Here is a 13,087-nt window from a genome sequence, read left to right as displayed (position 1 = left end):
AACCGACGCACATGCCAGGCCGCCAGTGGCACACGGCACCGCCGCAACCTCCTCGCGGTGAATAGTAACGCAAAACATCCCGCTCTTATACAAAGTGACTAGACGATGAACGCACTCCGCCGATCTTTTCTCTATGGTTTAGGTGCAACTCTTGGTAGTGTTGCCCTTTCAGACATGTTGGCAGCAGAGAAACGTGCTGCTAGCGGCCCGCTTGCTCCCAAAGCGCCCATGCTTCCGGCCAAAGCAAAGAACGTCATTATGTTGTTCATGGAGGGTGGGCCGGGGCATATGGACACCTTCGATCCCAAAACCGAACTGACTCGACTCCACAAGACCGAATCGAAATTGCAGGCAGGCCAAGAAACCGGTTTCAAGTTCTTTGTGGGAAGTCCGTTTGGATTCCGGAAAGTCGGTAACAACGGAATTGACATGTGCGATCAATGGCGGCATCTAGCCGATCCCTACATTGCCGATGAATTGTGCAACTACCGAGGTTGTCAAGCAGAGTCTTTGAATCACCCGGAGGCTTTATTCCACATGAACACGGGAAGTCGCTTGGGCAGCGATCCAGCACTGGGTGCTTGGACGACTTACGGTCTGGGAACTGAGAATCAAAATCTTCCAGGCTATGTGGTGATGACCGAACTCGCTCTGCCCCAAGGGGGGCCAACCAACTGGAGCAATGGCTTTCTACCTCCCTACTATCAGGGAACGCGACTGCGACCGACCGGTTCCCCAATTCTCGACCTCGCCCCACAGGGATTCAAATCACGAGAGCACCAGCGTCAGGCACTCGATGAACTCGCCAAATTGAACCAGCAGCATTTGGACAAATTGGGTGTCCAGGATCAGAAGTTGAGTGCGCGCATGGAGAGCTACGAGCTCGCGTTCAAAATGCAGACCGAGGTTCCTGGTGTCGTGGACCTGAGCCAGGAGACGCAGGAGACCATCAGCATGTATGGGTTAGATGCTCCGGAAACGGAGACCTTCGGTACCCAGTGTTTAATGGCTCGCAGGTTGGTAGAGAGTGGCGTGCGCTTCGTGCAGATCTTCAGTGGCGGATGGGATAGCCATGACTACCTGGAGCGAGGGCATGCATCGCGTATCAAGAGTGTCGACAAGCCGATGGCGGCTCTCATCCGGGATCTAAAACAACGTGGCATGCTAGAAGACACCCTCGTTATTTGGACGGGTGAATTCGGTCGCACCCCAGACAACAATAAGCGTGGTGGCGTGTATTCGCTCGGTCGGGGGCATAACAACCAAGCCATGACAATGCTCATGGCCGGAGGGGGTGTCAAGCCAGGTATCGTTGGTGCGACGGACGAATTGGGGAGTTCAGCCGTCGAATGCGTTCACCCCATTCGCGACTTTCACGTCACCTTGCTCCACTTACTTGGGTTAGACGACAACAAACTGACGTATCTGCATGCCGGTCGCTATAAACAGCTGAGTCAGTTTGGGGGCAAATTGATTCCAGAATTGATCGCATAGCACTGGATTAGGTGGGCGGTCATGATGCCGAGGTGACGGGTAGTTTCTCGCTTGGTTCGGCGGCATCGATTCAACTGTTTTGCCGCCAGCCAATTTTGGGAAGTCAGCTCGCTGCAACGGGAACGAGGACGTGATATCATAACCTGCGTCCTGTTGATGGTTGTGTCGCCTAAAGAATCTGCACAAAGTGTTGGGGCGACTGGGCGAAGACGGTCTCCTTTACTGCAGAGCGATGCATATGCTTTTTCTTCAATCGTACAAATTTCCTGGCAAGGTACGGCTGCCGTCATTCAACAACGCACTGAGTTGGATTGGAATTTTGGCGATAGGAGCCGTGCTTTCCCCTGCGGTACATGCGCAGCAATTGCAACCAACCATCCCAGTTGAACGCCAGCCCTTGGAGGCTGGTGTGCAGCGTGTGGTGCAAGCACTCCAGCTAGCGGGTAGCCCACTACCGAGCAGCGCGACGGAATTGCTCCAGCAGCTCTCGGAATCAACCGACGATGCGCACGTCGTGAACGAAATCCAAAAGCTTCTCGATCAACAATGCTTGTTGGTGGTTCACATTAATCCGGAAAGTCGGGTCAAAGTGGCGCGGGGACCAGCGGCAGCCCAATTGGACCAGTTGGGGTGGACGAACTTCCTTGTCAAGGTCGTGAACGAAGCAGGGGTTACTGCCCCGCTGGATTGCTCAAGTGAGCAAGCTCTGCCGATGGTGCGTCGCAGCACCTCAGCCTCCAAACCCGAAATGAAAATCCCCCCAGCCACCGCGAACCGCCGCTGGCTGGACATCGCCGCGGTGACGGCTCAACCGCTGAGTCCCAATCTGTCGGGATTGCCAGTTGAATACCGCATATTGCAACTCTACAGCCGCGACGCAGGGCAGCGTGAAGCCACCTTGGCGATGCACGTCGGTCAGGGAACACAAGACCTGGGTTTCCGCAGCGAATTGCCGATCCTTTTCGCCTGTCGGCCTTCGCTTCAAATACCGTTAACCATTCGGGATGAAGATGGCCAGCCCACCACTTGTAGCTTGCTGATCAAGGACCGTAGGGGACGCGTCTACCCGAACCCGTCGCGGCGACTCGCTCCTGATTTCTTCTTCCATGAACAGGTCTACCGAAGCGATGGTGAAACACTCCAGTTGGCCCCGGGGACCTACGACATCACCGCCTATCGTGGCCCCGAATACCTTGCGACTCCCATTTCCTTAGTCGTCGATCAAGAGAGTTCCACCCAAGGCCTCGAGGTCCGGCTGCAACGTTGGATCCATATGGCCAAGCAGGGATGGTTCTCTGGGGACCATCACGTCCACGCGGCCGGTTGCGCGCACTATGAGAATCCGACTGAGGGTGTAACCCCGCGCGACATGGTGCGTCATTTAATTGGAGAGGACTTAAACGTCGGGTGCGTCTTGAGTTGGGGCCCCTGTTGGTATTTTCAGAAGCAGTACTTCGATGGCAAGGTTTCGGAAATGTCGCAGCCTGGCAATTTGATGCGGTACGACGTTGAGGTGAGTGGTTTTCCCTCTTCGCATGCGGGACATCTGTGCCTATTGAACCTCAGCGAAGACGACTATCCCGGAACAGAGACCATCGAAGAGTGGCCCAGCTGGACTCTACCTGTTTTGAAATGGGGCAAGGAGCAAGGTGGCGTGGTGGGTTATAGCCACAGCGGTTGGGGCCTGGCCCTTCCCGACTACCTATCCAATGGACAGCGTGGGGGATTGCCCAATCAATGGGGCGGAGCGGCAAGCACCGAGGGGAGCCGCGCTGCAGATCGTTTACCAGACTATGCACTGCCGCCCTTCGATGGGATCGGCGCCAATGAATTCATCGTGGCCGCGACACAGAACGTCTGCGATTTCATTAGTGCCGTGGACACCCCAGTCATCTGGGAGATGAACATTTGGTACCACACCCTCAATTGTGGTTTTCGGTCCAGAATCAGCGGCGAAACGGACTTCCCCTGCATCTACGGGGAACGGGTCGGCCTGGGACGCAGTTATGTCCAAGTACCTGGTTTGAAGTCGGCCAACGAACTCAAGTACCAAGATTGGGTGCAAGGGCTGAAGGATGGACGTAGCTACGTGGGAGATGGCGCAAGCCATTTGCTGAGCTTTTCGATTGCGGACCGAGCCTTGGGGAGTAAGCCTGAGGGAGTTCCTGCAACCGAGGCGATAGCAAGTCAGATAGATCTTGCCGCAGGCGGAATACAACGCGTGGAATGCACCGTCGCAGCCTATCTACCAGAGCAAAGAGATGCTTTCGGACGCGAGATCGCTGCTCGACGATTGGACGAAAAACCTTACTGGCACCTCGAACGTGCCCGGGTCGGAGAAACTCGACAGGTTCCCGTCGAGGTGATCGTCAACGGACAGGCCGTTGCAGAGCAGCAAATCGTAGCGGACGGAACTCCCCAATCGCTGACGTTTGATATCGAGATACCACATTCGTCCTGGGTCGCCCTTCGAATACTGCCTTCAATGCACAGCAACCCCATCTTTGTGATCGTTGACAATCAGCCCATACACGCGAGTCGACGGAGCGCTGAGTGGTGCCGTGATGCGGTAGAAGTCTGCTGGAGCCAAAAGAGTCAACGAATTCGTCAAGAAGAGATAGAATCGGCTAAAGCGGCATACGATCAAGCTCGCAAGGTCTATACGGAAATTGCCGCCAAGGCGATTGTCGACTAGGTCGAGCAAGCGATCTGCCAACTTGCTATATTGGCACCGCCTTCATGCTACCCCAACCACTGGATCCTCGCAGGAGTTGCTCACATGAGCCTTTCAACCGCCATTAAATTGCTACCCGAAGTTGAAGCATTCTTGAAAGGTAGCCCGCTAACGAGCTTCGTGGGCGGGAAGAACTTTCCCGCTGCCTCTGGCGAGCTGATTCCGACCATCGACCCTGGCTCGGGTGAGAAGATTGCCGACATTGAAGAATTGACGACAGCGGAAGTCGATCGAGCAGTTGATATTGCCAACGCTTCGTTCGCCGATTGGGCCGCCCTTCCGCTCGAGCAGCGCAGCTCAATTCTCTTGCGATTGGCGGATGCTGTTGAGCAACGCAAAGCAATCATTGGACAGATCGAGGCGCTGGATGCCGGCAAGATCGAAGCGCAAGCTCAAGGAGACGTGCAGAACTTCGTCGACACCTTGCGATACTTTGTCAAATTGGCGAACGACGTTCCGAAGCGCACCAAGTTGGACGTGGATGGTTTTGAGGCCTGGACCTACAAGCAACCGTGGGGTGCCTGTGCCTTTATCTTCCCTTGGAACTTCCCCTTCCTTCTAATCGGTTGGGGCATCTCCCCCGCGTTGGCCGCAGGCAATACCGTAGTCATCAAACCGGCTGAGGACACTTCCCTATCCGCCATCTATCTGGCGCGGCTAGCAACAGAGGTGGGCGTTCCGCCGGGTGTCATCAACGTCGTCACAGGTCGCGGAGCCACAGTGGGATCAGCGCTAACGCACAATTCTAAAATCAAACGGATGTCTTTCACTGGCTCCCCCGAAGTTGGACAGTTGGTGGGAGAAGCTTGTGGACGCAATCTCGTGCCAGTCAAGTTGGAGCTCGGTGGAAAGGGAGCAGCCGTGGTCTTCGATGATGTGGATGTGCCAGCCACCGCAGCCGCCTTGGTGGGCGCCATCACGTTCCACTCTGGACAGGTTTGCTGCGACGCCACGCGTTGGCTCATACAGAAAAGCATCTACAACGAATTCGTCGAAGAGTGCAAGCAGCTGATGAGCGCTATTCGAATCGGGCACCCGCTCGATCCCAATAGCCAGATGGGGCCGGTTGTAAATCCCAAGCAGTGCGACAGAGTGCTGGGGTACCAACAAAAGGGAACCGCCGGTGGAGCAGAATGCATTTACGGCGGAGGCCCCGCGACCGTCGAGGGATACCAAGGAAACTATGTGAAGCCAGCCTTGTTGTCCGGCAGCCTAGACAATGTCGCAGCTCGGGAAGAAATCTTTGGGCCCGTCGCCTACCTGGCTACGTTTGAATCCGAAGAAGAAGCGATCCAAATGGCCAATGATACCGACTATGGATTGGCCAACAGCGTCTGGACTGCCGACAGTGCACGAGCGGCAAGAGTCGCCGAAGCCATGGAAGCAGGCAACAGTTGGATCAATGCGCACAATGTGTTTGCACAAGGCGTACCCTATGGTGGCGTCAAACGTAGCGGACTCGGTGGCGGAGTTCTTTCCCCGGAGACACTGATGGACTACTACCGCAGCACCTCAGTGGTTCGACCACTACCCGCGAAGTAGCATCCTACGCGATAGAGACCGAGTCGTGATGGAACAGCGAACTTACAAACTTAGACGAACCGACGGTTAGGTGCTCATGACAAATACGGCTCGAAATTTGGTGCATCCTCGCGATCAGATCATGCGCACCATGGATCGCATCTATCGCTATCGAATGACCACAACCTCGGGTGGCAATTTGTCGATCCTCGATGCCGAGGGGAATATTTGGATTTCCCCCGCCCGCGTCGACAAGGGAAACCTGACTCGCAACGACATTGTCTGCGTGCGGCCCGACGGAACGATTGAAGGGAGCCATGCTCCTTCGTCTGAATTTCCGTTCCATCAAGCGATCTATGCAGCCAGACCAGATCTGCGTGCAATCGTGCACGCGCACCCAGTTGCGCTAGTGGCCTACAGTATCTGTCAGCAGACTCCCGATACGCGTCTATTTCACCAAGCGCATTCGGTCTGTGGTCGCGTCGGCTTTAGTCCGTACGCTTGTCCCGGCACCCAGGAGTTGGGAGAAAATATTGCCGCCACGTTTAAGGAGGGATGTGACAGTGTCATTCTAGAGAACCACGGTGTGGTCGTGGGTGGTGAGTCACTGGCTGATGCCTTTCAGCGATTTGAAGCATTCGAATTCGCTGGAAAAACTCACATCAAAGCGCGACAATTGGGACCGGTGCGCGTATTGGACGATGAGCAATTGGAAATGGCCAGCAATCGCGGAGTCGATTTTGCATCCCTTGAACCAGGCAGCGCCACCGGCCAAGAGCAAGAGCTAAGGCTGCAACTGTGCGACTTTGTCCGACGCGGATGCCGCCAACGCCTTTTGATCAGCACCGAAGGAAGCTTCTCAGCCCGGCTTGATGATACATCGTTTCTCATCACACCAACGCAAAAGGATCGCGAACTCCTGTGTCCCGAGGACATCGTCCTGGTGAGTGGCGACAGGCGCGAATCTGGGAAGTTGGCAAGCCGAGCGGCGCGGGCCCACCAAGCTATCTACGACAAACACCCCGCGGTGCAATCGATCGTTTTTGCACATCCGGTAAACGCCACGGCATTTAGTGTGACAGATGTTGCCTTCGATGTGCGGACCATCCCAGAGAGCTACGTATTTCTGCGCGATGTCCAACGCGTGCCCTACGGAGTGCAGTACAGAAATGACGGGAGCATCGCAGAGAAAATATCCGTTTCCATGCCAGCTGCCATCTTGCAAAATGATGGGGTGCTTGTGACAGGCTCAACCGTGCTGGATGCTTTCGATCGACTTGAGGTGCTTGAGTCGACAGCCGAGGCGGTGATTAATGCTACCGTGATCGGTCAGATTTCTGCCATGCCCGCATCGGTTATCGAAGAACTGAGAACCGTCTTTAAGTTGAGCTGAGAACAACGGGACTCTGCCAGCGCTGCGCGCTCTCAGTGCGTCCCTTCGCCAGTGCAAGCTGCCCCCAGAGCTAAGCGCATCTCTTCTGCTGCGGAGCGAATCCGTACCAATGCGTTGTTCGTAATCTCACGCTCGTAACACCCTGTTCGATAATGACGGCAGAGCTGATCGGAGGAGCTTTGTCGATTATCGCGCCAATAGAACGCTCGGACAGGTGGCGACACGAACGAATAACAACGAAATTGGCAGCTCCGGTCCTAGTAGCTGCACATCCCGCCATCCCCCCTTAGGAATTACTACGTAATTTCAACTTTGGATTTCGCTCCTAACTAATCGCAACCTAGAGTTGTTAGCTTCTACGAGTTTGGTGCTAAATGGCAAATAAAACCCAAAGTCCACGCATCTAGCCCCAACTTTTCTGAGATATCTTCCCATGCAGTTTTCAGGCCTAGACGACAGGAATCAACGAATGCTGGTGCTAAGCACTAGTCATTCGGCCTGCAGGGATATAGCCGCACTACTGTCGCTCCAACTCGACTCTGGTGCGCGACACTCCAGAGTGTTCTCTTGGCTGCAGGGAAGGGAGTTCTCAGCAGGAAAGTGCGACGCAACCCTCGATACGGGATCACTCGTTGACGGCGGACTGCATTACCTCCAGAGAGCCCAGCAGGAAGGTCACCCCTACTCCATCGTTTTCGTAGATCTGGAAGATGTTGACCATCTCTCGAGATCCGAGCGACAGACTCTCCATGAACTTCGCACGCACTCGAGCGATATTCTCGTCGTTTTATGCGCGGATGCGAATGAAAGACAACGCGAAAACCTGCATGGCATGTTTCAGACCGGAAATCCCGGATTGGTGCTGACCAAGCCGTGGGATCGTCACGATCTCTACCAAGTTCTGCTTGCCTGGGCACTCAAGACACGCGAATCAAACAAGGTCTCAGAGCAACTCCAAGCCGACGAGTTGATGCGGCGGCAACTGAAGGCGTTTCAATGTGCAGTGAGCGCGGCAGGAATTGTGGCTGTCACCGATGTCACAGGCAAGATCCTGGAAGTCAACGACAATTTCTGCAAGCTATCTGGCTACGCACGACACGAGCTGATCGCACAGAATCATCGCATGCTTAAGTCGCACCAACACTCAAGGACCTTCTTCCGAAGAATGTACGCAACCATCGGTCAAGGCAAAATCTGGCATGGTGAGATCTGCAATCGCGCCAAGGATGGTTCGCTCTACTGGTTGGACACGACAATCGCCCCCATGTTGGATGAGAATGGCAAGCCGCATAGTTATTTTGCGCTCCAAGTCGACATCAGTGAGCGTAAACGCCTGGAGGCTCAACTCCATGAGTTAGCCTATACCGACACGTTAACCGGCTTACCAAACCGAGATGCAATCCTGCGTTCTCTGCAGGTCACGATCGATCGTCAAGATGACAAGGAATTTGCACTACTCTTCCTGGATTTCGACCGATTTAAGTTGGTGAACGATTGCCTGGGGCACGAAGTCGGCGATCAGCTGCTGAAAGCCATCTCGGTCCTTCTTCGCCAAACCTTGAAGACCGCTGCACCGCCCAATAGCCACGCGCAGGCCGCCCGACTCGGAGGCGACGAATTTGTCGTGCTCATTCAAAACCTTAGTAATCTCGAAGACGTTCATGGCGTCGCCAACCGGCTCCTCGAAGCCTTTTCACAGGGCTACAACCTCGGCAACCACACGGTCTATTCTACAGCCAGCATCGGGATTGCTACCAACAAGAATCATTATCGCTTCGCCAGTGAAATGTTGCGAGACGCTGACCTGGCGATGTATGGAGCCAAAGCGGGTGGCAAAGCCAACTACATTGTATTTGACACCGCACTACGCGAGAAAGCTGAAGCCAGGCTGAGGATCGAACATGAATTGCGAGGCGCAATCGCACGGGAAGAGTTCGCCCTAGAGTATCAACCCATCATCTCGCTCGAGACTGGCAAACTCGAAGGAGTCGAAGCGCTCGTCCGGTGGAACCATCCCGTCCGAGGACTGGTGGGGCCCGATGAATTCATACCGATTGCGGAAGAAACGGAGTTGATTGGCTTGATTGGCAATTGGGTCTTAAACGAAGCCTGCCGTCAAATGGCAGAATGGCGGCACGCGTTAGCCGCCACAGCCCCGCCAAATATGCACGTCAAAGTCTCTCGTCGGCAACTGCTGCAACCCAACCTAGCTGCAATCGTCCAAGACAACCTTGCTCGGCATTCCATCCTACCCGCTTCATTGCACTTGGAATTAGCCGAGAGCATGATCATGCAGGAGCGAGAGACATCGATTGCCAGAATTCGCGCTCTGAAGTCGTTGGGGATCAAGATCGACATCGATGATTTTGGGACGGGCTATTCATCCCTCTCATGCTTGAATGAATTCCCCATCGATGTCCTGAAGATTGATCGAAAATTTGTAGCAAGTATCAATCGCTCACAGAACTTCGGTGCACTTCTACACGCAATTGTTTCACTGGCTGCCAATTTGAATCTGGAAGTTGTGGCGGAGGGAATCGAAGATTTTGACCAACTGACTCTAATCCAAGCGTTAGGCTGCGAATACGGCCAAGGATTCCTGTTTTCGAAACCTTTGCCCGCAGATCAGCTCGAGGCATTTGCTCGGGAACTACATCCTGCCGAGTTTATGGCCGTCGATGCTTGGTGCCCTGCTGCTCCCATGGACTTTTCTTGCATACCCACTAATACTCCATTTCATTCTGGAGTTCCCCAATGAATACACCTTCTACCATTCCCATCTGCACCCCCGAGCTAGCTCCGGTCGTCGTAACCACGTTAGCGAAAGTGCGAAGCATCGCTACACTGCCGAGCATCGCAGCTGAAATTATTCAACTGGTCAATGATCCTCATTCCAATGTTGAGCAGATCAAACGAGTGGTCGAATCCGATCCAGCCCTTGGTACACGCATTCTCAAACTCGCAAATTCATCATTTTACGGTGTCCCACGCAAGGTTGATTCACTGGAACGCGCGGTGGTCATGCTTGGCCTAAACGCTGTCAAGAACACCGCCATTGCCGCCAGTCTTCACAAAGTTTTTCAATCCCCCAAGACCGACTTGGCATTTGATCCAAGTCAATTATGGATTCATAGTATTGCCGCGGCGACGATTGCCCGAAGTCTCGCAAAGATGACGCGAGCCGCTGAACCGGATGTTGCTTTTTTAACCGGTTTAATCCACGACGTCGGGGTTATGGTAGAGCTGCAGGTCTTTCGGCTGAAGTTCATCGACGTCATCAGGCAGTTGGATTCCAACGCGCAATTGAGTTTCCAGACTGCAGAAGTTGCCAATTTCGGCGCGACACATGCCGCGTTTGGCGCCGGTTTGTGCCGGCAGTGGAAGTTCCCCTACCACATGGAACAAGCCATTGAATTCCACCACGAACCGCTACAGGTTCCACCGGAACAACGGGGTCTCACCACAATCGTCCATGTGGCCGATATTCTGGCCGCTAATTTAAAAGCCGGCTTCACACGCACAGTCGACGAGACAAATCTTTCGCCAGAAGTACTCGATTGCCTAGGACTCAGCCAGCATGCGCTTGGTGAGCTCCAGAAGCAATTGCCTGCTGACATCGCAGAAGCAACCGCTCTTCTAGCAGGCTAGCTCAAGCATCTCACTTGCGCAACGGGCGGAACTTATTGGCTACGGCAGATCAGTAGTACGTTCACCGGTGGCAGGGACGGTGGGCGTAGACCGTGCTAACCTCCCAGCCCTCGAGGGCTCTTGCTCCACCTCTTGGATCCGCCGTCGATACCAATACTCAGAGGCCAGGGCTCCCGAATAGGTGCACAGCATGCCCCATAGAAGGACGGAGACCAACAAAAAATGATCCTCATCGGGTAGGCTAAACGAATAATTCTCTAATGCATCCCAAGCGTATTGGGTGATTAACAAGGGAAGCGTTTCGATTCCAGCGAGGGTATAGAGTGATAGTATGTAGAAGAACGTCGAAATGGTATAGCCAATTGCAAACGCTTGCCGACTTCCCCGATAAATCGCAGTTCCGATCATCGACTTCAGGATGAGGGCGAGGATGATTGTCATCAACGATCCGCGTAACCAAGGGGATTCATTGAAGAGTGTTGCACACCCCAACGCACCGAATGAGGTAAGCCCCATCAGATAGAGAATCGTGAATCGACTTCGCTCTTTCTGCATGGAACTCCCCAACGAATCGTCGGCAAAATTTTGCTTAATATCAACCAATCGGCTGTTCGATCTCCAGCGAAAATCCCGCGGACCGGCCAGGAGAGCGCTGAAGCCAACGGCGCTAACGGCCAGTCCTGGTTGCTGGAAGAACCTCGGCTGCTGCCGACGCGCCAGCAGCCTCTTGAGGTACCCAAAAGGTTTTCTCGCTAAAGGTGGTCTGGCTAAGGCGTTCCCCTACCGCTGCGATCGTGGGCTGATCCAGCCCTTCCACGATCCAAACCGTATCATCCTGAAGCTTAACCATCCGATAACTTCCGGCTTCGAAGACTTCATCCTCCGCCGACTTGATGGGTTGGTTGAGTTGGAATTGATTTGCGTTTCCAGCAGTATTTCCAGCATCCTTTTCCGCACCAGCGGAATTTATCGCAGTACTTTCGGACTCAGCCTGTCCTGTAGCGGCGGGGAGCGTGAGATCTCGATACCTTGCAAAGGCCGTGGCAAATTCTTCTGCATCTTGTGGTGAATCCCATATGCTGACGCTGATCATCGCCAGTTTCCCGGCACCAGAGCGGTAGACTTCGTAGCGATCGCCATCCCAGCCACGCGCCGCATTCTTCCCACCGATAACTTTTCCCAAGAGGATGCTCGTTTGCAATTCGCCGAGGCAATTGCCACCCAAACTCTTCCAATTGGAGTGCAAAACATCAGCCAGGTCCGGAAGGTGGACGGACTGAGGCACATCCCGATTCTCTCCCTCGGCATACTTCTTGGGGTGCAAGATTTGCTCAGTGCTGAGTGGCGGAGATGAATAGATTTCATGCACGCCTTCCCAACCTCCCTGCGCGGCCTGACTGAGCACGAACAGCATTCCCTGAAAATAGGGGAAGACCAAAGAGTCACGAAAAATGGGGGGAGCTTCACGATACGCTTGGCCACCTGCCACTGGCATCAACCAGCTCATCATATTGAAAGTTGTTCGCATGACGTCCGGATCCATTTCCGCGAGATCCTCGGTCCCTTGCGCTTCCGCAAACATCAACAGAGTTGCGTCCCCTTCCACCAACGCCGAGAACGCCAACAGCATGTCATCGTCCTGCGCAATGTTAGCTTCCATAGCATTGAGATCGTAAAGCTGGTCTTGCAAGGCATGCGTCAGCTCGTGGGCCAACGTCGTCTTCTGCTCATCTTTATCAAAGGCTGGTCTCGCCCCCAGCAAACGCCCGAACCAGCCCGGATCCGCAACGGGGCCATCTTCCACGATTAACACCATGCGCTTGGCATCTGGGTCGTAGAATCCCGCGACCTCTTCCGTCAGGAGACGAGTCATCAAGCTTTGGCTATCCTGGTCAGGTTGCAAGAAGCCGAAAACCTTGAACGAACTGTCCATCAGGAGCAGCTCCTCAGCGGTGTACTCCTCCGCCATCATACGCAGCATCTCTGCGCCCAACTCTTCCCGATTGTAAAGATTCGGAAGCACGTTTTGGACAAAGGCCTGCCCACGAATTCCTGACACAACGCCCAAGTAGGCTTGGGTGTAATATTCCAAGGCTCCTTGAAAATCGCCTTGATCTGCCAAGCGATCGCCGTCGCGTTGGAGCCGCTCGATCTGCGATTTTGAAAGTTTGCGTGGCGTCTCAGCTACCGCCCATTGCGATGCAACAGTCAGTGCGCACACCAAGCCTAGGTAGAGGCTCTTTCGAAATAACGAAAACTTGGTAGTCATCATCTTGATTGGTTCGTTTGAAATAAGT

The 13,087-nt window shown here is 54.2% G+C and carries 8 protein-coding genes; 6 read left to right on the top strand and 2 right to left on the bottom strand.

Translation table 11 applies throughout. From position 1 onward, the window contains the following. Window positions 1-105: 105 nt before the first annotated feature. The 6 genes from Q31a_RS14550 (at window position 106) to Q31a_RS14525 (ending at window position 10,790) form a co-directional block, all read left to right on the top strand. Window positions 106-1,494, top strand: coding sequence for a DUF1501 domain-containing protein (locus tag Q31a_RS14550; protein WP_145079087.1), 1,389 nt, complete (start codon window positions 106-108; stop codon window positions 1,492-1,494). Window positions 1,495-1,726: 232 nt separating this feature from the next. After that, window positions 1,727-4,189, top strand: coding sequence for a CehA/McbA family metallohydrolase (locus Q31a_RS14545; protein WP_197356827.1), 2,463 nt, complete (start codon window positions 1,727-1,729; stop codon window positions 4,187-4,189). A gap of 84 nt (window positions 4,190-4,273) precedes the next feature. Beyond that, window positions 4,274-5,770 (top strand): aldehyde dehydrogenase family protein, encoded by a 1,497-nt coding sequence (locus Q31a_RS14540; protein WP_145079084.1) that lies wholly within the window; start codon window positions 4,274-4,276, stop codon window positions 5,768-5,770. A 76-nt stretch (window positions 5,771-5,846) separates the two neighbouring features. Then, the gene (locus Q31a_RS14535) at window positions 5,847-7,142 is read left to right on the top strand and encodes a class II aldolase/adducin family protein (protein WP_231691203.1); all 1,296 of its coding nucleotides are present in this window, start codon (window positions 5,847-5,849) and stop codon (window positions 7,140-7,142) included. A gap of 433 nt (window positions 7,143-7,575) precedes the next feature. Continuing rightward, window positions 7,576-9,900, top strand: coding sequence for a putative bifunctional diguanylate cyclase/phosphodiesterase (locus Q31a_RS14530; RefSeq protein ID WP_145079081.1), 2,325 nt, complete (start codon window positions 7,576-7,578; stop codon window positions 9,898-9,900). Beyond that, entirely contained in the window at window positions 9,897-10,790 is an 894-nt protein-coding gene (locus Q31a_RS14525; RefSeq protein WP_145079078.1) for an HDOD domain-containing protein, read from the top strand. Before Q31a_RS14530 ends, Q31a_RS14525 begins: the two co-directional genes overlap by 4 nt. Window positions 10,791-10,829: 39 nt before the next feature. On the opposite strand, the gene Q31a_RS14520 is transcribed toward Q31a_RS14525, so the two are convergent. Together Q31a_RS14520 and Q31a_RS14515 are read right to left on the bottom strand one after the other, a co-directional pair. After that, window positions 10,830-11,393 (bottom strand): hypothetical protein, encoded by a 564-nt coding sequence (locus tag Q31a_RS14520; RefSeq protein ID WP_145079075.1) that lies wholly within the window; start codon window positions 11,391-11,393, stop codon window positions 10,830-10,832. 64 nt (window positions 11,394-11,457) lie between these two features. Beyond that, window positions 11,458-13,062, bottom strand: coding sequence for a hypothetical protein (locus Q31a_RS14515; RefSeq protein ID WP_145079072.1), 1,605 nt, complete (start codon window positions 13,060-13,062; stop codon window positions 11,458-11,460). Between the last annotated feature and the right edge of the window lie 25 nt (window positions 13,063-13,087).

The organism is Aureliella helgolandensis, from assembly GCF_007752135.1.
Taxonomy (GTDB): Bacteria; Planctomycetota; Planctomycetia; order Pirellulales; family Pirellulaceae; genus Aureliella; species Aureliella helgolandensis.
Note: the sequence above shows the minus strand (reverse complement) of the source record. Positions and strands in the feature narration are given on the sequence as shown.

Excerpts from the sequence above, each read along its gene's own strand:
- Q31a_RS14550 (WP_145079087.1), top strand. The coding sequence starts at position 106 with ATGAACGCACTCCGCCGATCTTTTCTCTATGGTTTAGGTGCAACTCTT.
- Q31a_RS14545 (WP_197356827.1), top strand. The coding sequence starts at position 1,727 with ATGCATATGCTTTTTCTTCAATCGTACAAATTTCCTGGCAAGGTACGG.
- Q31a_RS14540 (WP_145079084.1), top strand. The coding sequence starts at position 4,274 with ATGAGCCTTTCAACCGCCATTAAATTGCTACCCGAAGTTGAAGCATTC.
- Q31a_RS14535 (WP_231691203.1), top strand. The coding sequence starts at position 5,847 with ATGACAAATACGGCTCGAAATTTGGTGCATCCTCGCGATCAGATCATG.
- Q31a_RS14530 (WP_145079081.1), top strand. The coding sequence starts at position 7,576 with ATGCAGTTTTCAGGCCTAGACGACAGGAATCAACGAATGCTGGTGCTA.
- Q31a_RS14525 (WP_145079078.1), top strand. The coding sequence starts at position 9,897 with ATGAATACACCTTCTACCATTCCCATCTGCACCCCCGAGCTAGCTCCG.
- Q31a_RS14515 (WP_145079072.1), bottom strand. The coding sequence starts at position 13,062 with ATGATGACTACCAAGTTTTCGTTATTTCGAAAGAGCCTCTACCTAGGC.